Genomic DNA, 20456 nt, shown 5'->3' on the forward strand with positions numbered 1-20456 from the left:
GCGTAGGCTCGGCTCTACAGGGGCGTGCGGACCAACGGTCCGCACCCACCGAAGCACAGACCGCGCCGCCGAGAGCGCTTACTTTCGTTAAGAACCTGTGATGTATAACTGAATGCGCTTTCGTCATTGGAAGGTGCATGTACCTGCATGCGGTACTGACGGCTCCTCCCCCGTTCGGCGTTGTCGCTTCCATGTACCGCACCACCCTGAACCTGCTTGCTGGCGCCATTGCCCTGGGCCTCACCGCCGGCGCTGCCGGCGCCGCTGAATCCGCCGACACCGGCAAGGACAGCACCACCCTCGGCACCGTGCTGGTGACCGGTTCCAACATCAAGCGCAGCGATACCGCCGGGCCCAACCCGGTGCAGATCGTCAGCCGCGAACAGATCGAGCAGACCGGCCGCTCCACCCTCACCGACGTGCTGCGCAACCTGTCGGCCAATGCCGGCAACAGCTTCGACGAGCAGTACACCGGCAGCTTCGCCGCCGGCTCGGCCTCGATCGGCCTGCGTGGCCTGTCGCCGAAGAACACACTGGTGCTGGTCAACGGCTACCGCGTGTCCAACTTCGGCTTCGCGCTCAATACCCAGGACACCTTCGTCGACCTCAACGCGCTGCCGATCAGCGCGGTGGAACGCATCGAAGTGCTGAAGGACGGCGCCTCGGCGGTGTATGGCTCCGACGCCATCGCCGGTGTCATCAACATCATCCTGCGCAAGAACTTCCAGGGCGTGGAAGTGGGCGGCGGCTTCGGTACCGCCACACAGGGCGGCCTGGACGAACGCAAGGCCAACCTGCTGGCCGGCTTCGGCGACCTGGAGCAGCAGGGCTGGAACGTGCTGTTCGGGCTGGACCTGCTCAAGCGTGATCGCCTCGACGCCGACCAGCGCGCCTATACCCGCAGCGGCGATTTCCGCGACAAGCCCGGCGGACGCCTGGCCGGCTGGTCCACCGCCGGTGGCAATTGGCTGTCCAACCCGCGCGCGCCGCAACCGTTCGCCAACTGCCCGGATGGCAGTCAGCTGCGTCCCTACAGCGATTTCGGCAGCACCCTGCCCGGCCAGGCCTGCGCCTTCAACGCGCAGCCGTTCAAGACCCTGCAGCCCGGCGCCGAGCGCCTGCAGGCGTCGTTGAGCGCGACCTACCGCTTCAACGACAGCGTCGAAGCCTTTGCCGACGTGCTGTACAGCCACAACAAGGCCGACCAGATCTTCAGTGCGCCGCTGACCGTTGGCCCCGGCCTGCGTGCCTACAACCCGGCTACCGGCACGCTCATCGACGTGCCGGCGGTGCTGCCGGTCGGCCATCCCAACAACCCGGGCAGTACGCCACTGCCGTTCGAGTACACCTTCTTCGATCTCGGCCCGCGCCTGAAGGACAACACGCAGGTGTTCTACCGTGCCCTGGCGGGCGTGCGCGGCAGCGGCGAACGCTGGGACTGGGAAGTGGCGGCACTGACCTCGCAGAGTGCACAGCGCGAGTACGTCGACAACTTCGTCAATCGCTATGCGTTCGAGCAGATCCTGCGCGAGGGCAGCTACAACTTCCTCAACCCGTCCAGCACGCCGGGCGCGCTGGATGCACTGCGCCTGCAGACCAAGCGTCCGGGCTGGTACAAGCTGCACGCGTTGAACGTGAAGGCCTCCACCTCGCTGTGGGAGATGCCCGCCGGTACGGTCGGCTTTGCCTGGGGTGCGGAGTTCCGCAAGGAATCGCTGGACGCGCGCACCAGTGCGCAGGTGCTGTCGGGCACCGAACTGCGTCCGGCCATCAACGTGGTCAATGGCGAGCGCCAGGTCAGCGCCGCCTATGCCGAACTGAGCGTGCCGCTGCACCGCACGTTGGAGCTGCAGGTGGCCGGTCGCGGCGATCACTACGATGACTTCGGCAAGGCGTTCTCGCCGAAGGTGGCGCTGCGCTGGCAGCCGCTGGACAGCCTGCTGCTGCGCGGCTCGTTCTCGCGCGGCTTCCGGGCACCCTCGCTGCCGGAGATCGCGCCGGGCCAGACCGTCAGCTACGGCTCGGTGATCGATCCGCTGGATCCGCTGCAACCGGGCGGCAGCCGTGGCGTGACCAACATCCGCACCGGCAACCCGGATCTGAAGGCGGAGCGCTCGCGCAACTTCAACGTGGGTGCAGTGTGGTCGCCGGATGGTGATACCAGCATCGGCCTGGACTGGTACCGCATCGAGCAGGACAACCTGGTCAAGCCGGACAGCGCGCAGTTCATCGTCGACAACCCGACGCTGTTCCCCGGTCGCGTGCAACGTGATGCGCAGGGACGCATCCAGTTCATCACCAACCAGTACGCCAACCAGGGCGAACTGACCACCTCGGGCCTGGACCTGGACGCCAACCGCACCTTCCGCACCGTGGGCTGGGGCAACTTCACCGTGGCCGGCAGCTGGACCCACCTGCTCAGCTTCAAGCAGCCGCTGGTGGCTGGGCAGGCACCGTATGACGGCGCCGGCAACAACCGCCACGGCGCGCTGCCGCGTACCCGCGGCACCACCTCGTTGAACTGGGCGGTGGGCGACTGGAGCAGTACGCTGAGCCTGCAGTACGTGAGTGGCTACGACCAGCGTGTGGCGACGGCAACCAGCAACCCGGGCCTGCGCGACCGCATCAAGCCGTATCACCAGCTGGACCTGTACGTAGCGTACGAAGGTATTCCCAACACCACGCTGTCGCTGTCGGTGCTGAACCTGACCGACAAGGACCCGCCGTTCGACCCCGCCGGTGGCTCCAACGGTTTCGACATCAGCCAGTACAACCTGCGCGGACAGTTCGTCTCGCTGGGCGCTCGTTACAGGTTCTGATTGCCACTGTAGAGCCGAGCCATGCTCGGCTGCTCTTCCGACACCGAGGAGCCGAGCGCGGGCTCGGCTCTACAGGGGGTGCGGACCAACGGTCCGCCCCCACCGCATCACCGGCTCAGGTGCAGGAACTGCAGGTGCCGTTCGTACTGGCTGATGATGTCGTTGATGATCTGCTTGCGGCTGTAGCCCACCAGGTCGTAGTCCTGGCTGCCTTCGAACAGGTGCACCTCGGCGCGGTAGTAGCGCTGGTTGCGCAGCTGCTGTGCGGCGAACGACGGGGTCAGGTAACCGCTCAGAATCACCCGGTACAGGAAGTCCTGCTGCTCGCCATGGTTGACCGTCAACTCCATGTCGCCCGCCTCGAAGCGCGTGGCCACGTCCCAGCCCTGCCCGCGCAGCTGCTCGGCCACCGCTTCCATCGCCGGCTTCACCGTGTCATCCATGAAGCGGTAGACCTGGTCGCGCACCGGGAAATGCATCGCCTGGCTCAGGCGCTGGCGCCAGCCCTGGTGGTGGCGATCGTCGCCGATCAGCGGCGATGGCCGGTACTGCAGCGCGCGCTTGCGGTGCGATTCGTCACTGAAGGCGCGGGTCAGCCCCCACATCATCAACAACAGGATCGCCGAGAACGGCAACGACGCCAACACCACCGCCGATTTCAGTGCGTCGATACTGCCGGCCAGCAACAGGCCCGCGGTCAGCACCGCGATCACCGTGCCCCAGAACACCCGCAGCCAACGCGGACCATCATCCTCGGGTGCGCCGCCATGCGAGGACAGCGTGGACAACACCACCGCCCCCGAGTCGGCCGAGGTCACGAAGAAGATGAAGCTGACCAGCACTGTCACCGTGATCACCGCGCGGCTCCAGGGGTAGCCGTCCAGCAGCGCATACAGCACGGTCGGTGGATCATCCACCGCCAGCTGCGCCAACTGTTGCTGGCCGTGGTGCAGCACCTGGTCCAGCGCGCTGTTGCCGAAGATCGACAGCCAGGCCAGGGTGAAGCCCAGCGGAATCAGCAGCACGCCGAACACGAATTCGCGGATGGTGCGGCCGCGCGAGATGCGCGCGATGAACAGCCCGACAAAGGGCGCCCAGCCGATCCACCAGGCCCAGTAGAACACCGTCCAGCCGCCCAGCCATTCCGGTCGGCCGCCGTAGGCATACACATCGAAACTCTTGCCGACCACGCTACCGAGGTAGTCGCCCAGGTTCTGCATCAAGGTGCTGAACAGGTACTGCGTCGGCCCGGCAAACAGCATGAACAGCACCAGCGCGATCGCCAGCAGCATGTTGATGTTGGCCATCCAGCGCACGCCTTTCTCCACGCCGGAGACGGCCACGGCCACCGCCGCGCCCATCATCGCCACCACCAGCATGATCTGCACCAGGTTGGAATGCGGGATGTTGAACAGGTGCGCCAATCCGGCATTGAGGTGCAGCACGCCGAAGCCCATGTCGGCACCGATGCCGAACACGGTGGCGACGATGCCCAGCGCGTCCACGGTGTAACCGATCGGGCCGTTGATGCGCTTGCCGATCAGCGGGTACAGCGCCGAGCGCAGTGCCAGCGGCAGGTTGTGGCGGTAGGCGAAGTAGGCCATCGCCATCGCCGCCAGCGCGAACACACCCCAGCCATGCAGTCCCCAATGCAGGAACAGCAGCTGCATGGCCTGGCGCGCGCCGGCCTCGCCCGCCGCCGGATCGCCCTGCGGCGGCTGCAGGTAGTGGGTCAGCGGCTCGGAAACGCAGAAGAAGAACAGGGTGATGCTGATGCCTGCAGCGAACAGCATGCCGGCCCAGGAGAGGTAACTGAACTCCGGTTCGTCATGGTCGGCACCGAGCTTGATGCCACCGTATTTGGACAGCGCCACGCCGACCACGAACACCAGGTACAGGGTCATGGCCAGCAGGTAGTACCAGCCGACGTTGAGTGCGGCCCAGTCCTGCGCCTTCAGCAGCAGGCGGCCTGCGCCCAGCGGGAACAGGCTGACGAACAGCGCGAACGCCACGACAACGATCGCCGCGAAGGCGAACACAGGCCGAAGGGTGCGCACCGGGGATTGTTGCGGCTCCAGTACATCCATGGGGCGGCGTTCTCCGGTAGATCAAAGGGTTAGCCGACCGATTGTGGCTGAACCGCAGTGGACAGAGCATGAAGTTGTGGCCAGCGGTCACAGGCCCGATCCACCATTCCGTGTTATCACGCGCGCGCCGGCAGACGCCTGCGAGCACAGCCGCGCGCACTGCCTGCGACGCGGCCACGCGCGTACTGTCCAATTACGACATCACATGCACCGCGCACAGCTTGTTGCCATCCGGGTCGCGCAGGTAGGCCAGGAACAGCTGGCGCCCGGCCATGCTGCGGATGCCGGCCGGGTCTTCGATGGCGGTGCCGCCATGGGCCACGCCGGCGTCCTGCCAGCCACGCACGGCCTCAGCACTGTCGAGGGTGAAGCCGATGGTGCCGCCGTTGGCGTGGCATGCCGGCTGACCGTCGATCGGCGCGGTGACGATGAACATACGGCCATCCTTGAAATACACCAGACGGCCCTTGTCATCGAAGACGCCCGGACGTGCGCCCAACGCACCGAACAGTGCATCGTAGAAGCGATGCGCGGCGTCCATGTCGTTCGTTCCAACGGTGATGTGGCTGAACATGCGGGCACTCCCTGTGGAAAACCGCAGTGTCGGCGAGCACGTCGGGCATCGCAAATCCGGCGACCTCCCCCGCTGCGCCCCGCGCAACGTTTGTCGCGCGCCGCTCGATCACCCTATAATGGGAATCATTCTCATTAATGATCGATGCCGATGGCCGTGCCCGCCGCCTCCAGCACTGCGCTGGCGGGGTTCTACCGCGAACACCATGGCTGGCTGCTCGGCTGGTTGCGCCGCCGCACGCACAACGCCGACTGCGCCGCCGACCTGACCCAGGACACCTTCCTGCGCCTGCTCAGCCGTCGTGTCGATCCATCAGAACTGCGCTTGCCGCGCGCCTATCTCAGCACCATCGCGCACGCCCTGCTGGTCAACCACTGGCAGCGCGCGGACCTGGAACGCGCCTACCTGACCGCGCTGGCCACCCAACCGGAGCCGGTGCATCCCTCGGCAGAGGAGCGCACCCAGGCATTGCAGTTGCTGCATGCCATTGCCGACATGCTGTCCGGCCTCGCCGAGCGGCCACGGCGCGCGTTCCTGCTGGCGCGGCTGTCCGGCCTTGGCTATGCAGAGATCGGCGTGCAGCTGGGCGTGTCCGAGCGCATGGTCAAGAAGTACATGGCGCAGGCGATGCTGCATTGCCTGCGCCTGTCCGGCGACGCGGCGGCATGAGCGCGGCATTGGCCGGCCCGGCGCTGGAACAGGCTGCCGAATGGTTCGCGCTGCGCCAACAGGGCTGGAGCGACGGCGACCAGCAACGCTGGCACGCCTGGCTGCAGGCCGATGCTGGTCACGCCGACGCCTGGCGACGGGTCGAGGCGGTCTGGCAATCGTTCGCCCCGCTGTCGGCTCCGGCAGCCGCAACTGCATTTGATGCTGCGCGCCTTCGCCGGCGGCGGGCGCTGCGCGGCATCGGTGGCGCCCTCGGCATCGGCGCGGTCTCCCTGCTCGGCCTGCATGGGCTTCAGGCGCAGCGCCGCCTGCAGACGCAGCGCACCGCTGCCGGGCGTACCGGTCATTGGACGTTGGCCGATGGCAGCCAGTTGTGGCTCAACGCCGGCAGCGAAGTGACCGTCGACATCGGCAACGGCCACCGCGCCCTGCATCTGCTGCGCGGCGAACTGCTGCTGCAGACCGGCCACCACCCTGCATTCGTCGGCCTGCCCCTGACCGTGCATGTGCCCGGGGCGCGCCTGCAGCCGATCGGCACCCGCTTCGCGGTCGGCCGCGAAGCGCAGGACGGCCGGTTGGACGTGTTCGAGGGTGTGGTGCGGTGCCTGCCGATGTTCGGTGCGGCGCTGGATGTTCCTGCGGGAAGTGCGCTGCAGATCGGAGCGATGGGGGGGCTCACAACGGTCGCTGCCGATCCTCTGCGCGGCGACTGGCAGGACGGACGCCTGCAGGTGCAGGACACGCCGTTGATCCGGGTGATCGACGAACTGGCCCGTCACCATCAGGGCTATCTGGGCTGTGATCCTGCACTGTCCGCATTGAATGTCACCGCAGTATTGCCGCGCCTGGACAGCCTGCAGGCCCTGAAACTGCTGGCGCGCGCCCTGCCGATCCACATCGAGCAGCGTTGGCCGTGGTGGACCGTTGTGCGTCCGCGTTGAAATCGCGGTTCCCTTTCTGCGCGCTCGGCGGGCACTACAAGGGAACCCATTGCGGATGTTGCCGCCCCCATGAAACGACCCTGCCCTTCCCCTCGCCCGCTTGCCATCGCACTGTGCCTGGCCCTGGCCACGCCGTGCCTGTTGCCGGCGGCCGCCCACGCACAGGATGCCGCCGCTGCCGTTCGCTGGCAGATCCCGGCCGGACCGCTCGACCAGGCCTTGACCACGTTCGGCCAGCAGTCCGGCCTGTCCATCGCCACCGATGCGCGCCTGACCCGCGGCCGCCACAGCAGCGGCGTGCAGGCCTCGCTCAACACCGAGGCCGCGCTGGCGCAGCTGCTGGCCGGCACCGGCCTGTCGTTCCAGCGTGATGCCAGCGGCGTGGTGCTGCAGGCCGCCCCCGCCACCGATGCTGGTGTGCGCCAGATCGGCACCCTGCGCGTAGCCGGCCAGGCCAGCGAAGGTGCTTCGCCGTGGGGCTTGGCCGATGCCGATGCCGTATACCGCGACAGCGGCTCGCGCGTGCATCTGGACCACCAGCAGCTGGAACGCTTCCGCGGCCAGTCGATCGGCGATGTGCTGGCCGGCGCAGTCGGCGTGCACACCGGAGACGTACGCAATGGTGGTGCGCTGGACGTGAACATCCGCGGCCTGCAGGGCCAGAACCGGGTGCCGGTGATCATCGACGGCGGCCAGCAGGCCATCGACGTGTACCGCGGCTATGCCGGTGTGCAGCAGCGCAGCTACCTCGACCCGGACCTGATCAGCGCGATCAGCATCGAGAAGGGGCCGAGCCTGGCCGCCAACGCCGCCAGCGCGATCGGCGGCGTGGTCTACATGGAGACGCTGAACGTCGATGACATCCTCGACGAGGGCGAGGCCTGGGGACTGCGCGTGCGCGGTGGCGTGGCCGACAACAGCATCGACCGCACCCGCACCTTCAAGCAGATCGCGCGCGGCAGCGACAACCGCAACAGCCTGCGTGACCCGCGCGACTGGAACGGCAGCGTGGCCTTCGCCCAGCGCGGCGAGGACTGGCAGCTGGTGGCCGCTTACGCGCGTCGCCGCCAGGGCAACTACTTCGCCGGCAGCAACGGCGCGCACCGCTACGACGACCAGCACCTGTCCAGCGGCGGTACCGGCATGTCCAGCCAGGCGGTCTCGGACATGTACCACTCGGGTGATGAAGTGCTGAACACGCACACCGACAACGAATCGGCGCTGCTGAAATTCACCTGGACGCCCAACCCCGACCAGCGGCTTGAGCTGAGCCACCGCTACTTCAACTCCAGCTTCGGCGAGATCATGCCCTCGGCGATCGGCCGTGTCGGTGAGTCCAACGAATGGGTGACCTACGTGGACAAGGCCAACACCATGTTCCAGTTCGAGCCAGGGAAAATGCGGCTCAACGCCACCTCGCTGCGCCACCGCTACCGGCCCGAGGCACACCCGTGGCTGGACCTGAGCAGCACGCTGTGGTTCACCGCCGCCACCAGCCGCATGTTCAACAGCAACATCGCCAACACGCCGCTGTTCAAGGACGTGCCCAACGACCAGATGCCGGATACGCTGGGGGAAACCTATGGCCCGGGCCTGCAGTCGGACGTGAAGACCCGGCGCTGGGGCGTGGACAGCAGCAACACCACCCGCTTCAGCAACAGCCTGGGCGACTGGACGCTGCGCTACGGCGCTGCGTTCCAGCATGAGGACACCGCACCGAACTCGCCGGTGCTGCCTGTGGACTACAACAACAACCGCTACCTGCGCTCCGGCACGCGGCGCGAAGCCAGCGTTGTCGCCTCGCTGCAATGGCAGCCGTGGGACTGGCTGTCGCTGACCGCAGGCGGCCGCTTCATCGACTACCGCACCCGCGACCGCAATCGCGTGGCCTTCGTCAGCGAATCGCGCGACCTGCGCTATACCTTCGCGCGCCTGAGCAAAGGGGGCCAGCTGCTGCCGGGCTGGTACAAGGAGTGGTACCCGGATGCACAGGGCAACTACACGTATGACTCGCTACGCGCTACGCCCTACGGCGGCAGCACGCTAGGCCAGAGCTACGACTTCGATGGCTTCATTCCCGACCCGCGCGGCGCCAACGGTTTCTACACCAGGCAGATTCCCACCGCATGGGGCTACAAGCCGGCGATCCGCCGTTCCGGCCACGGCTTCGCGCCGTACGCAGAGGCCCGCTTCAACCTCGATCAGGACATGTTCTTCTACGTGAAGTACGCGCAGGGCTGGAAGATGCCCAGTCTGTTCGAATCGACGCTGGGCAACAGCACCTCGGCACCGGTGGCCGACCTGAAGCCGGAGAAGAACCGTTCCTGGGACATCGGCTTCAGCCTGCTCAAGCAGGACCTGTGGCGCGATGGCGACCGCCTGGCGTTCAAGGTGGCCTGGTTCAAGAACGATATCGACAACGCGATCACCCGTCGCTTCGACTCCAGCAACTGGGCGTTCTATGTCGACAACGTGGACAACTACACGGTATCCGGCTACGAGCTGCAGTCCGGCTATGACGCCGGCATCGCCTACCTGGACCTGTCGGCCAGCTACTACCAGCGCGCGCGCACCTGCGACGCGGCCACCGCCAAGCGCCTGCGCGAAGACCCCTATGCGAAGTGGAGCAAGCTGGACACCACGCCGGATTGCGTGGATGGCGGCTTCGGTACCTCGTTTGTCAACGCACAGAATCCGCCGAAGTACTCGATCCACAGCACGCTGGGCTTCCGCCTGTTCGACAAGCGGCTGGATACCGGCATCCGCCGCACCTACAACAGCGGCCCCACCCACGAACTGGACAAGCCCTGGAATACCACCGGCTCGACCGGGTTGCAGAACATCTACCTGCCCACCGCGATCTACGACTTCTATGCGCGCTGGCAGTTCACCCCGAAGGCCGAAGTGGAACTGGTGGTCAGCAACCTGCGCAACACCTACTACATGGACACGCTGGCGATGAGCCTGATGCCCGGCCCGGGCCGTACCACGCGATTGAACTTCACCGCACGCTTCTGACCGCTGCAGAAACCGCAACGCCCCGGGGAGATCATCCCCGGGGCGTCTGCATGCGGCGGCTCACGCTCTGACAGGTACCAACCCGGGTTGGCACAGCAACTCAGCACGGGTAGGTGCCAACCAGCAACTCAGCACGCGTAGGTGCCAACCTTGGTTGGCACAACAACGCGTTACTTCGCGGTGCTGAGCAGCAGCACCGCGACAGTGACCAGCGCGATGCCGATCCAGCCGATCGGGCGCAGGCGGTTGCCGAACAGCAGGCGGCCGCAAGTGGCGGTACCGATCACGCCGATTGCACCCCACATCGCATAGGCGGTGGCCAGGTCCATGTAGCGCACCGCCTGGCCCAGCAGGGCGAAGGCGATCCAGACCATGACGACCGCGCCGACGCCCCAGCGCCAGCGGCGAAAGCCCTCCGATTTGGCCACCATCATGTTGGCGGCAACGTCGATCAGCGCAGAACAGATCACGAAAAACAGAGCCAGGGTATTCATCAGTGCGCCTCCCCGAGGGTGACACAGACGATGCCGACCACCGCCAGCACGAGGCCGGCCAACTGCTGCAGCGACAGGCTCTCGCCAAACACGGTGAGGCCGACCACGGTCAGCAGGGTCAGGCCCAGGCCTTCCCACACCGCATAGGCGACACCGACCGCGATGCGGCGCACCGACAGGGCCAGGAAGTAATAGGACAGCGCCAACGCGCCGGCCATGATCAGGTAGCCGGTCCAGCCGCCGTCGCGGGCGGCATGGGCCATGAACGAGGTGCCGACCACTTCGGCAACGATCGCCACGGTCAGGCAGGCCCAGGCGACCAGCGCGCCACGGGCGGGAACAGTACGGGACATGTGAAACTCCTTGCGGGACGGGGACCGCGCCGCCTTTTCAATAGATCCACGCAGTGCGTGGAGGGTCCGGAGCACGCCGCAGACAGGGGCGACGGCTGACAGTATCATCGCCTTTTACGGTGGTATCAAAATGGATTCCATCGACAGGAGCGATGGATCAATGCCCTATTCCCCTGAATCCCTGCAGGCCTTCGTGGAAGCCGCGGCGCTGGGCTCGTTCTCGGCGGCGGCGCGCCGCCTGCGCAAGACCCAATCGACGGTCAGCACCGCCATCGCCCACCTGGAGGCAGACCTCGGCGTCAGCCTGTTCGACCGCAGCGGACGCTACCCGCAGTTGACCGAAGCCGGGCGCCAGGTGCTCGGTCATGCCCAGGAAATTCTCGCCGCCGATACCCGCCTGCAGCAGTTGAGCGTGCGGCTGGCCGCCCCGGTCGAAGCGCGGCTGACCGTGGTGTTCTCCGACGTCTATCAGCTCGATCCGGAGCAGCGCGTGTTGCAGCGCTTTGCCGAAGCGTTCCCCGAGATCGAACTGGAATGGCTGGATGCCGAAGGCGAAGACGTGCTGGAACTGGTGGGTAGTGGTCGCGCCGCGCTGGGCCTGCTGCCGCGCCAGGAAAGCTATCCGGATGGTCTGGTGGCACGGCCGTTGGCCCATCACAGCGAGCTGTCGGTGTATGTGGCGCACGACCATCCGCTGGCCGACGCCGGCCGTCGCGCGGCCGCCCAGCTGGCACGGCACCGGCAGGTGCGCCTGAGCGCGGAGGTCGACCATGCGCGGGCGGTTACCGGGCTGGCGTGGACCGCCACCGACTACCTGATGGTGATGGAGATGGCCGAGGACGGCATCGGCTGGGCCGAGCTGCCACGCGCGCTGGTACAGCGCTACGACCGCGGGCAGCTGGTGGAACTGACTCTGCCCGGCTGGCCACGACGCATCCACAGCGACCTGCTGTGGCGCCGCGACACGCCGCCGGGGCCAGCGGCGCTGTGGTGGGCCGACGCGTTGGGGTGAACCGAAATCAACGATGGGCGAGCGCGTAATCCAGCGACGCGCACACCGCTGCCACCTGGGCGTCGTTGCACTGCTGCGGGGTCGCCCGCGGGCTGTCCGGGTAGACCTCGGTGGTGGTGGTGTAGGTCGCACCGGTGATGCCGGCACACAGGCCCAGCTTCACCAGCGGGTACTCGATCACGCCGTGAGCGACCACCGGCGAACCGATGATCTCGCCCTTGTCGTCGGCCGGCGCGATGTGGGTGACCTTCTCCACCTCGGCAATCACCGCCTGCTGGAAGGCCGGTTGTGGGTTCTCGCTGTCGTCCACCAGATAGAAACCATCCGGAATCAGGCCCGGCTCGAACGGCTTGCCGTCACGCGCGGCCAACGCCGGGCGGAACTCACTCTCGTCGCTGTCGGTAGTCTCGTGCAGGTCGATGTGCAGCACGAACTGGTCCTTGATCGGTGCGATCAGCTCGATCAGCGCGGTCGACTCGCGGGCCGGGCCATCGGCGCGGAAATTGCGGTTCGGGTCGATCGCATCGAAGTTCCAGCGGTTGATGCGCTCGAAGCCCCACGGATTCACGCACGGTGCCACCAGCAGATTGGCCTTGCCGGCGTAGTCGGCGGCGTGCCTTTCGAGGAATTCCAGCGCGCCCATCACGCCGCTGGTCTCATAACCGTGCACGCCACCGGTAACCAGGGCAGCCGGCAGCGCCGGGTTCCAATCGCGGCTGCGCAGGGCGAACAGAGTGTAGGTCTCGCCAGCGTAGTCGAGCTGGCCATAGGCCACCTTGTCGAAGCGCGAAGCCAGCGCCTCGATGCGGGGCAGCACCTCCTCGTCATAGCGACGCAGGCGCTGCTGGCGGCCACGCCACGCCTCCCGTTCCGCCGCTCCCCACGGCTGGCCAGGGGTTCCGACGGGGTAGAAAGCGGCTTGGGACATGGCAGATCTCAGCGAGTCAGGAAGCAATCGCCCACTGTATCACCGGGGCATCGGCATGAACCGAAGGCGCATTCCAATAGCGAATGGAATCAGCAATAATTCTCATTTACGACCTTCCACAGCCTGCACCGATGCCCATCCTCGCCCTGCAACCGGCCCGCCTACCCCTGGCCGCCGCCCTCTCCCTGTGCCTGCTCCCGACCACCCGTGCCTTCGCCCAGGACGGCGCCACCACGCTGGACAGCATCCAGGTCTCCGGCAGCTGGCTGGGTACCGGCCTGCATGACAGCGTCAAGCGCTTTGCCGGCGCGCGCACCGTGGTCGACCGCCAGCGCATCGAGGCCAGCGGCGCGGCCAGCCTCGGCGATGCCATGCGCCGTATTCCGGGTGTGCAGGTCACCGACAACTCCGGCACCGCTGGCAGTTCGGTGTCGCTGAACATCGGCGTGCGCGGCCTCACCGGGCGCTACTCGCCGCGCTCGACCGTCCTGTTGGACGGCGTGCCGCTGGCGGTGGCGCCGTATGGCCAGCCACAGCTGTCGTTCGCGCCGACCAGCCTGTCCAACATCGAGTCGATCGACGTGGTGCGCGGCGGCGGCGCGGTGCGCTACGGGCCGCAGAACGTCGGTGGCATCATCAACTTCAGCACCCGCGGCATTCCCACCGAGGCCGGCCTGCACGGCGAAGCCGGCGTGCGCTACACCGCCTACGACCATGGCGGCGGCGACAGCGCCCAGTACAACGCCTTCCTCGGCGGCACCGGCGACAACGGCTTGGGCGCCGCCCTGCTGTACTCCGGCCAGGATGGTCGCGGCTGGCGCCAGGGCAGCGATGACCGCTTCAACGACCTCGCGCTGAAGTTCGCCTACGCCATCGACGAACAGCAGGAGCTGCGTGCCAAGCTGTCCTACTACGACGTACGCTCGCTGACGCCGGGCGGCCTGACCCGTGCGCAGTACGAGGCCGATCCGTTCCAGAACACCCGGCCGACCGATTTCTGGAAGGGCCACCGCACCGGCATCGACCTGGGCTACACCAACACCCTGTCGGCCAACAGCGAGTTCGAGGTGCTGGCCTATTACAACGAGAGCAACCGCGCCAGCTCGCTGATCAACGCCGCCAACACCCAGCTGACCGTGCAGCCGCGCGACTACCGCGTGCTCGGCATCGAGCCGCGCTACACCCAGCGCCTGCGCTGGGGCAGCACCGTGCATGACATCACCGCCGGCTACCGCTTCCTGCGCGAGCGCGGCAACGACCGCAGCTACACCGTGGTCCGCCGCACCGGCGTGGAAAGCGCCATCACCCGCTTCGACAACGCCACCGACGCGCATGCGGTCTACGTGGACGACCGCATCACCGTCGGCCAGTGGCGCATCACCCCGGGCGTGCGCATGGAGTGGATCGACATGGACCGCCGCCAGGCCGGTGGCGGCGCCACCTTCAGCAGCCGCAACGACAAGGCGCTGCCGTCGATCAACATCGCCTACCTGCTGACCCCGCAGCTGACCGTGTTCGGCAACTACACCACCTCGTTCGGGCCGGTGCAGAACATCCAGCTGAACTCGCAGACCGCCAGCAACCCGCTGAACCCGGAAGTGGCCAAGACCACCGAACTGGGTGCGCGCTGGCAGGATGGCGCCCTGCGCGCGGAAGTGACCGTGTTCAAGATGCGCTTCGACAACCAGATCCAGCAGGTGCCGGGCATCACCCCGCCGACCTTCCAGAACATCGGCGCCACCGACCACAAGGGCTTGGAAAGCGCGCTGGAGTACCGCTTTGCCGAGGACAGCGCGCTGGCCGGCCTGGAGCTGTACGCCAACTACACCTGGACCAAGGCGATCCAGCAGTCCGGTGACAACCGTGGCCTGGACGTGCCGTTCTACTCGCGCGACACCGACAGCGTCGGCGCCCGCTACGCCCTGGCCGGTTGGACCTTCAATGTCTCCAGCACCCACCAGAGCGGCCAGTTCTCCGACGCCGCCAACACTTGGGCCGAGAGCGCTGACGCGCGCGTGGGACGCGTGCCGGGCGTACGCCTGTGGAATGCCCAGGTGGCCTGGCAGGTGCCGGGGCTGGGTGACAGCGAGATCGCGCTGGGCGTGAACAACCTGGCCGACAAGCGCTCGTACACCCGCAATGTCGATGGCAACGCCGGCCGCATGGTGGCCGCGCCGCGCACCTTCTACGTGCAGGGCTGCTACCGCTTCTGAGCCGGTAGCCGCCCGATGCGGTGACGGTGGCGCTCACGGTGGCGGCGTATCATGCCGCCACCATGTCACTGCCTGTTTCGCCATCGCGCCTGCATCTGGCCTTCCAGGGCCTGCGCCTGCGGCTGCGCGGCAGCGACCTGTGGTTCATCGCGCTGGCGCTGCTGGTTGGCCTGATCGCCGGCTACCTGACCCTGCTGCAGTCGGGCATCGCGCGCTGGCTGCAGGGCACGTTGTATGGGCTGGACGACGGCATGCGGCTGAGCTCCCTGCCCTCGCTGACCTGGACCGCGCTACTGGTGCTGCCACTGGGCGGGCTGCTGGTCGGCCTGGTCAGCCTGGCGGCGACGCGACTGAAACGGCCACTGCTCGATGCGGTGGAAGCCAATGCGCTGCACGGCGGCCGCATGTCGATGCGCGACAACCTGATCGTGCTGACCCAGACCCTGCTGTCCAACGGCTGCGGCGCGTCGGTCGGCCTTGAGGCTTCGTATACGCAGATGGGCGCGGGCAGCGGCTCGCAACTGGGCAGGGTGATGCGCCTGCGTCGCAACGACGTGCGCATCCTGGTCGGTGCCGGTGCCGCCGGTGCCATCGCCGCTGCGTTTGGTGCGCCGCTGGCCGGTGCGTTCTACGCCTTCGAGATCGTCATCGGCGCCTACACCCCCGCTGCGCTGGCACCGGTGGCCGTCGCAGCGCTGGCCGGCGCGTTCGTGGCCGACCAGGCCGGCATCGAAGCCTATCTACTGCCAGCGGCCTCGACCATCGACGTGCGCGCCGCCGACTACGCGATCTACGGCCTGCTCGGCTGCTGCTGCGCGATGGTCGGCATCGCCATCATGCGGCTGATCGCCTCGATCGAAGGCACGGTCAAGCGCAGCCCCCTGCCCGCGTGGGGACGGCCGGTGGTGGGTGGACTGCTGCTGATTCCACTGGCGCTGGCCAGCCCGCAGGTGCTGTCGTCCGGCCACGGCGCCCTGCATCTGGACCTGACCACGCACCTGCCGCTGATCTGGATCGGCGGCCTGTTGACCCTGAAGTGCCTGGCCTCGGGCATCTCGCTGGGCTTCGGCTTCCGTGGCGGCCTGTTCTTCGCCTCGCTGTTCATGGGCACCCTGGTCGGCGCGCTGTTCGCCGGACTGCTGGGCATGGCCACCGGCGTTCCGGTGATCGACGCCACCTCGGCCGCGCTGGCCGGCATGGCCGCACTGGCCGCCGCCGTCGTTGGCGCGCCGATGACCATGGCCATGCTGGTGCTGGAAGGCACGCACGATTTCCTGCTGACCAGCGTGGTGATGAGCGCGGTACTGGTGTCCAGCACGCTGGTGCGGCAGTGGTTCGGCTACTCGTTCTCGACCTGGCGCATGCACCTGCGCGGCGAGACCATCAAGAGCGCCCGCGACGTGGGCTGGGTGCAGAACCTCAACGCCGGCCGGCTGATGCGCAAGGGCGTGGCGACCGCCCCGGCCGATCTCGATGCCGCCGCGTTCCGCCAGCGCTTCCCGCTGGGCTCGGGCACCCGGGTGATCCTGATCGACAGCGAGGGCCACTATGCCGGCATCGTGCAGATTCCACGGGTCTACGGCGATGGCGTGAAGCCGGAAACCCTGATCGGCGAACTGGCCGAGAACCGTGACGTCTCGCTGGCACCGTCCTCCGACGTGGTCAGCGTGATGCAGCGCTTCGACCAGACCCAGGCCGACGAGCTGGCGGTGGTGGCTGCCGACGGCCAGGTATTGGGCGTCGTCTCCGAAGCCTTCGTGCGCAAGCGCTACGCCGAAGAACTGGACAAGCGCCAGCGCGAGCTGATGGGCGAGCGCGTCGACGATACCGACTGATCCCGAAAAAGGGGATTAAGTCGTTTGTGGCCCATCCGGGTATCCACGCATGGCATGGATCTACCGTCACACGACCGGGGTAGACTCCGGCCATGCGCTTTATTGAGACCTTCCAGGCCGGTCCCTTCGCCGACACCGTGGTCAGCCTGCTGGCCGCTTTCGTACTGGGCACGCTGATCGGCGCCGAACGCCAGTACCGGCAGCGCACCGCCGGCCTGCGCACCAACGTGCTGGTGGCCGTCGGCGCCGCTGCCTTCGTCGACCTGGGCATGCGCATCGCCGGCAGCGCCGAGGCGGTGCGGGTGATCTCCTACGTGGTCTCCGGCGTCGGCTTCCTCGGCGCGGGCGTGATCATGAAGGAAGGCATGAACGTGCGCGGCCTGAACACCGCCGCCACCCTGTGGTGCTCTGCGGCGGTGGGCAGCTGCACCGGCGCGGACATGCTGGCCGAAGGCGTGCTGCTGACCGTGCTGATCATCGCCGGAAACACCCTGCTGCGGCCGCTGGTGAATGCGATCAACCGCATTCCGATCAATGAGACCGCCACCGAGGCGACCTACGAAGTGCGCCTGAGCGTGGATGCCGAAGCCGTGCCGCGCGTGCGCGAGCGGTTGGTCGACGCGCTGGAAGCAGCGCAGTATCCGGTCGGTGATGTGCAGGTGGTCGAGCATGCCGATGCACCCACCGATGTGATCGCGGTGCTGGTCAGTACGGCCGTCAGTGCCGATGAGCTGGACGTGGTGCTGGCGCGGATGGAGCACGTGCCGGGCGTTCTGCATGCCACCTGGGAAGTCAGCACCCGCGATTGAGCCGGTTCCGGCAACTCACCCACCCGCCATGCGCTGCTGCGCCCGCAGCAGCTTGCGGAATGAACCGCACTGCCGCGCATCCTGCGCTTCCGGGCAGGCCGCCGCGCGCTGCAGGTGCCGGCGCACCCGCTGCAGCTGGGTGATCTGCCTCTGCAGCACATCAGCCTGCGCCAGCAGCGCCTCACGATCCAGGGAGATACATCCACGCTGCGGCGGCAGCGATGCCCCGATCTGCTGCAGTGACATCCCGGCCGCCTGGCCGAGACCGATCAGCGCCAGCCGTTCCAGCACCTGCTCGTCATACTGCCGGCGCAGGCCGCGACGCCCAAGTGCCTGCAGCAGCCCCAGCTGTTCGTAGTAGCGCAGGGTCGAGGCCGGCACGCCACTGCGCTTGACCACCTCGCCGATATCCAGTTCACGCATGGGCTTGACCTCAAGTCGTCTTCAAGCAGCAACCTATGGGCCACTTCCCGACAAGGCAAGACCATGGCCAGCCCATCCCCCGTTGATCAGAACACCCTCTGGAACGGCCCCGGCGGCCAGATCTGGGTCGCCCAGCAGGCCATCCTCGATGGCCTGTTCCAGCCGATGGCCGACCTGCTGGTCGCCGAGTTGCCAGAAACCGTCACGCAACTGCTCGACATCGGATGCGGCACGGGCGCAAGCCTGCTTGCCGCCGGTGCGGCACGCCCGGCCGCCCACTGCACCGGCCTGGATATCTCCGCACCGATGCTGGCAATGGCGCGCGAACGGGCAGAAACGGCGGGGCTGGACGCTGACTTCATCCTTGCCGACGCGCAACGGCACCCTCTGCCTTCCGCGCACTTCGACTGGATCCAGTCGCGGTTGGGGGTGATGTTCTTCGAGGATACCGGTGCGGCCTTCGCCAACCTGCACCGCGCCACGCGGCCCGGTGCCGGCCTGCGTTTCATTGCCTGGCGCAGCGCTGACGAGAATCCATTCATGACCACGGCCGAGCGCGCGGTCGGCGATGCGCTTGAGCTTCCGCCGCGCGTACCCGGTGCCCCGGGACAGTTCGCCTTCGCAGATGGCCAACGCGTGCAGCGCCTGTTGCAGGCTGCCGGCTGGAAGGATGTGGAGGTGGTTGCGGTGGACCTTCCGTGTTCGATCGCACGCGATGAGCTGCCGACCTACGTCGGCCAGCTGGGCCCGGTGGGCCAGGCGCTGCGGGCGCTGCCCGAAGCGGAGGCCGCTGGGCTGCGCGACCAGGCGCTGGCAGCATTCACACCATTCATCGACGGCGATCGGGTCCGCGTGGATGCTGCCTGCTGGTTGATCCGCGCACGCGCATGACACAGAAAAGGGGACGGAGGGGATTAAGTCGTCCATGTCCCTGCCGTGCCGGGAACGACTTAATCCCCTCCGTCCCCTTTTTCTTCTACAGTGCCTCGCCGGCGTCGGCCAGGCGCGATTCGATCAGCGCATACCACTGCTGCAACACGTCGATGAGCATGTCCAGTTCGGCGTCGGTGCGCTGTGCGCGACCACTGCGCAGGCAGGCCTGGGCTTCCTGCAGCTGGGCAAGGAAGCCGGCCACGGTGTCTGCCTGCAGGATCAAGCCCGGCAGGCGCCGCCCGGGAATGCGCACCACCGCATGGTTGCCGAGCTGGCCGTACACACTCAATGTGGCTTCCGTCTTCATGGAAAGAGGCAGGAATTGGGCGTTCATCGCGTGCACCATGGAAAACCTGAGCCGCCGGCAGGCATGGTCAACGGGGGAGACGTAACCACGTCCTGCCGACGGTCAGGGGGGACTCGGGATACCGGGGCATGACCCCGGTGTTGGACTCTCAGCGCGGCTGGGCCATTCCAGCAATCTGCACACGCCGGTTCGGCGCCAGGCAGGCGATCAGCTCGCGACGGTTGCGCTGCTCGCACTGCACGATCGGCTCGGCTGCGCCCCGCCCTTCGGCGCTGATGCTGGCCGCAGGCACCCCACCCTGCACCAGCGCGCTGCGCACGGCCTCGGCACGCCGCTGCGACAGGGTCTGGTTGTAGCTGGCACTGCCGATACGGTCGGTGTACCCGGTCACCCGGATCGACTGCACCTGACTGGCCTCGCGCACCTGCGCCAGCACGCCCTGTATGGCCTGCTGGCCTTCGGCACTGAGCACCGCGCTGTCGAACCCGAACAGCGCATCCGCCGACAACCGCAGCGGCTGCTCCGGCAACGGTGCCGGTGCTGGCGGCGCTGGCGGCCGCGGCGGTTCCAGCACCGCCGCGCACGATTCCGGCTTCCAGTAGCCCCCTTGGGCGATGCCCTTGCTGTCGAAGCGCACCTGGAACTGGCAGGTGAAATACTCCGCGCCCTGCGCAGTGCGGAAGTTGAACAGGTAGTTCCACTCGCGCACGCCCCACATGCCTTCGTTGAAGTGCGGCGTGCCCAGCAAGGTATACAGCTGGCGCTTGCTCATGCCCGGCGCGAAGCGGCGCAGGTCGGCGACGTCGGGATAGATGCCTTCCTTCAACGAGGCCTTCGAAGCCTCCGGGAACTGCACGGCGGTGGTTTCGGCAGGACCCTCGGCGGCCGGCGCATGGCTGCGACAGGCGGCCAGCAGGCCCATTCCCAGGACCAGGCCCAGCACTGCGGCCATCTGGCCGGTGCGGGCGATGCGATGCTGTTTCATGTCATTCCCCCTATGGACGTTTCCGCGATGCCGGGCCGCGCGTGCGGCCCGGCGGC

17 protein-coding genes are annotated in these 20456 nt (G+C 67.4%); 9 read left to right on the forward strand and 8 right to left on the reverse strand.

All coding sequences use genetic code 11. The features are described from left to right. Nucleotides 1-137 precede the first annotated feature (137 nt). Nucleotides 138-2819: a TonB-dependent receptor gene (locus AC5P6E_RS06935; protein WP_235651825.1), complete on the forward strand. Its 2682-nt coding sequence runs from the start codon at nucleotides 138-140 to the stop codon at nucleotides 2817-2819. Nucleotides 2820-2926: 107 nt separating this feature from the next. Here AC5P6E_RS06935 and betT read toward each other — a convergent pair whose 3' ends face one another. Together betT and AC5P6E_RS06945 are read right to left on the reverse strand one after the other, a co-directional pair. Continuing rightward, entirely contained in the window at nucleotides 2927-4906 is a 1980-nt protein-coding gene (gene betT / locus AC5P6E_RS06940) for a choline BCCT transporter BetT (protein ID WP_010485181.1), read from the reverse strand. A 193-nt stretch (nucleotides 4907-5099) separates the two neighbouring features. Further along, nucleotides 5100-5480, reverse strand: a complete 381-nt coding sequence (locus tag AC5P6E_RS06945) for a VOC family protein (protein ID WP_010485179.1) — start codon at nucleotides 5478-5480, stop codon at nucleotides 5100-5102. 150 nt (nucleotides 5481-5630) lie between these two features. Here AC5P6E_RS06945 and AC5P6E_RS06950 point away from each other — a divergent pair, with 150 nt between their 5' ends. The 3 genes from AC5P6E_RS06950 (at nucleotide 5631) to AC5P6E_RS06960 (ending at nucleotide 10108) form a co-directional block, all read left to right on the forward strand. Continuing rightward, entirely contained in the window at nucleotides 5631-6149 is a 519-nt protein-coding gene (locus AC5P6E_RS06950; RefSeq protein ID WP_019337855.1) for a sigma-70 family RNA polymerase sigma factor, read from the forward strand. Beyond that, complete coding sequence (locus tag AC5P6E_RS06955; protein ID WP_279914803.1) at nucleotides 6146-7090, forward strand: FecR family protein; 945 nt, start codon at nucleotides 6146-6148, stop codon at nucleotides 7088-7090. Before AC5P6E_RS06950 ends, AC5P6E_RS06955 begins: the two co-directional genes overlap by 4 nt. 69 nt (nucleotides 7091-7159) lie before the next feature. Next, nucleotides 7160-10108, forward strand: a complete 2949-nt coding sequence (locus AC5P6E_RS06960; RefSeq protein WP_279914804.1) for a TonB-dependent receptor — start codon at nucleotides 7160-7162, stop codon at nucleotides 10106-10108. Between the two features lie 170 nt (nucleotides 10109-10278). Here AC5P6E_RS06960 and AC5P6E_RS06965 read toward each other — a convergent pair whose 3' ends face one another. Both AC5P6E_RS06965 and AC5P6E_RS06970 read right to left on the reverse strand, forming a co-directional pair. Continuing rightward, nucleotides 10279-10602 (reverse strand): DMT family transporter, encoded by a 324-nt coding sequence (locus tag AC5P6E_RS06965; RefSeq protein ID WP_049437687.1) that lies wholly within the window; start codon nucleotides 10600-10602, stop codon nucleotides 10279-10281. Beyond that, nucleotides 10602-10955: an SMR family transporter gene (locus AC5P6E_RS06970; protein WP_019659945.1), complete on the reverse strand. Its 354-nt coding sequence runs from the start codon at nucleotides 10953-10955 to the stop codon at nucleotides 10602-10604. Before AC5P6E_RS06970 ends, AC5P6E_RS06965 begins: the two co-directional genes overlap by 1 nt. A 160-nt stretch (nucleotides 10956-11115) precedes the next feature. Between AC5P6E_RS06970 and AC5P6E_RS06975 the strand changes: the two genes are divergently transcribed. Continuing rightward, a complete protein-coding gene (locus AC5P6E_RS06975; protein ID WP_235651829.1) occupies nucleotides 11116-11967 on the forward strand; it encodes a LysR family transcriptional regulator in 852 nt (283 codons plus the stop codon). A gap of 7 nt (nucleotides 11968-11974) precedes the next feature. On the opposite strand, the gene AC5P6E_RS06980 is transcribed toward AC5P6E_RS06975, so the two are convergent. After that, complete coding sequence (locus AC5P6E_RS06980; protein WP_057503797.1) at nucleotides 11975-12895, reverse strand: M14 family metallopeptidase; 921 nt, start codon at nucleotides 12893-12895, stop codon at nucleotides 11975-11977. A gap of 131 nt (nucleotides 12896-13026) precedes the next feature. Between AC5P6E_RS06980 and AC5P6E_RS06985 the strand changes: the two genes are divergently transcribed. The 3 genes from AC5P6E_RS06985 to AC5P6E_RS06995 all read left to right on the forward strand — a co-directional run bounded on the left by AC5P6E_RS06985 (nucleotide 13027) and on the right by AC5P6E_RS06995 (nucleotide 17752). After that, nucleotides 13027-15108 (forward strand): TonB-dependent receptor family protein, encoded by a 2082-nt coding sequence (locus tag AC5P6E_RS06985; protein WP_495230809.1) that lies wholly within the window; start codon nucleotides 13027-13029, stop codon nucleotides 15106-15108. Between the two features lie 62 nt (nucleotides 15109-15170). Beyond that, nucleotides 15171-16943 carry a chloride channel protein gene (locus AC5P6E_RS06990; protein ID WP_057503807.1) on the forward strand — a complete coding sequence of 591 codons (1773 nt, stop codon included), beginning with the start codon at nucleotides 15171-15173 and terminating at the stop codon, nucleotides 16941-16943. A gap of 92 nt (nucleotides 16944-17035) precedes the next feature. Beyond that, entirely contained in the window at nucleotides 17036-17752 is a 717-nt protein-coding gene (locus tag AC5P6E_RS06995) for an MgtC/SapB family protein (protein WP_024957423.1), read from the forward strand. A gap of 15 nt (nucleotides 17753-17767) precedes the next feature. Here the strand turns inward: AC5P6E_RS06995 and AC5P6E_RS07000 are convergent, their stop codons facing one another. Further along, nucleotides 17768-18175 carry a MerR family transcriptional regulator gene (locus AC5P6E_RS07000; RefSeq protein WP_019337863.1) on the reverse strand — a complete coding sequence of 136 codons (408 nt, stop codon included), beginning with the start codon at nucleotides 18173-18175 and terminating at the stop codon, nucleotides 17768-17770. A 63-nt stretch (nucleotides 18176-18238) separates the two neighbouring features. Here AC5P6E_RS07000 and AC5P6E_RS07005 point away from each other — a divergent pair, with 63 nt between their 5' ends. After that, nucleotides 18239-19066 (forward strand): class I SAM-dependent methyltransferase, encoded by an 828-nt coding sequence (locus AC5P6E_RS07005; RefSeq protein WP_029550798.1) that lies wholly within the window; start codon nucleotides 18239-18241, stop codon nucleotides 19064-19066. 85 nt (nucleotides 19067-19151) lie between these two features. Here AC5P6E_RS07005 and AC5P6E_RS07010 read toward each other — a convergent pair whose 3' ends face one another. Beyond that, a complete protein-coding gene (locus tag AC5P6E_RS07010) occupies nucleotides 19152-19442 on the reverse strand; it encodes a DUF6959 family protein (protein ID WP_014037513.1) in 291 nt (96 codons plus the stop codon). Nucleotides 19443-19563: 121 nt separating this feature from the next. After that, complete coding sequence (locus tag AC5P6E_RS07015; protein ID WP_043401444.1) at nucleotides 19564-20400, reverse strand: OmpA family protein; 837 nt, start codon at nucleotides 20398-20400, stop codon at nucleotides 19564-19566. Between the last annotated feature and the right edge of the window lie 56 nt (nucleotides 20401-20456).

Source organism: Stenotrophomonas sp. YJH_SMC_16 (genome assembly GCF_059367875.1).

Bases quoted from the DNA above. Each gene is read 5' to 3' on its own strand.
- AC5P6E_RS06935 (WP_235651825.1), top strand. From the start codon at position 138: ATGTACCTGCATGCGGTACTGACGGCTCCTCCCCCGTTCGGCGTTGTC.
- betT (WP_010485181.1), bottom strand. From the start codon at position 4,906: ATGGATGTACTGGAGCCGCAACAATCCCCGGTGCGCACCCTTCGGCCT.
- AC5P6E_RS06945 (WP_010485179.1), bottom strand. From the start codon at position 5,480: ATGTTCAGCCACATCACCGTTGGAACGAACGACATGGACGCCGCGCAT.
- AC5P6E_RS06950 (WP_019337855.1), top strand. From the start codon at position 5,631: ATGGCCGTGCCCGCCGCCTCCAGCACTGCGCTGGCGGGGTTCTACCGC.
- AC5P6E_RS06955 (WP_279914803.1), top strand. From the start codon at position 6,146: ATGAGCGCGGCATTGGCCGGCCCGGCGCTGGAACAGGCTGCCGAATGG.
- AC5P6E_RS06960 (WP_279914804.1), top strand. From the start codon at position 7,160: ATGAAACGACCCTGCCCTTCCCCTCGCCCGCTTGCCATCGCACTGTGC.
- AC5P6E_RS06965 (WP_049437687.1), bottom strand. From the start codon at position 10,602: ATGAATACCCTGGCTCTGTTTTTCGTGATCTGTTCTGCGCTGATCGAC.
- AC5P6E_RS06970 (WP_019659945.1), bottom strand. From the start codon at position 10,955: ATGTCCCGTACTGTTCCCGCCCGTGGCGCGCTGGTCGCCTGGGCCTGC.
- AC5P6E_RS06975 (WP_235651829.1), top strand. From the start codon at position 11,116: ATGCCCTATTCCCCTGAATCCCTGCAGGCCTTCGTGGAAGCCGCGGCG.
- AC5P6E_RS06980 (WP_057503797.1), bottom strand. From the start codon at position 12,895: ATGTCCCAAGCCGCTTTCTACCCCGTCGGAACCCCTGGCCAGCCGTGG.
- AC5P6E_RS06985 (WP_495230809.1), top strand. From the start codon at position 13,027: ATGCCCATCCTCGCCCTGCAACCGGCCCGCCTACCCCTGGCCGCCGCC.
- AC5P6E_RS06990 (WP_057503807.1), top strand. From the start codon at position 15,171: ATGTCACTGCCTGTTTCGCCATCGCGCCTGCATCTGGCCTTCCAGGGC.
- AC5P6E_RS06995 (WP_024957423.1), top strand. From the start codon at position 17,036: ATGCGCTTTATTGAGACCTTCCAGGCCGGTCCCTTCGCCGACACCGTG.
- AC5P6E_RS07000 (WP_019337863.1), bottom strand. From the start codon at position 18,175: ATGCGTGAACTGGATATCGGCGAGGTGGTCAAGCGCAGTGGCGTGCCG.
- AC5P6E_RS07005 (WP_029550798.1), top strand. From the start codon at position 18,239: ATGGCCAGCCCATCCCCCGTTGATCAGAACACCCTCTGGAACGGCCCC.
- AC5P6E_RS07010 (WP_014037513.1), bottom strand. From the start codon at position 19,442: ATGAACGCCCAATTCCTGCCTCTTTCCATGAAGACGGAAGCCACATTG.
- AC5P6E_RS07015 (WP_043401444.1), bottom strand. From the start codon at position 20,400: ATGAAACAGCATCGCATCGCCCGCACCGGCCAGATGGCCGCAGTGCTG.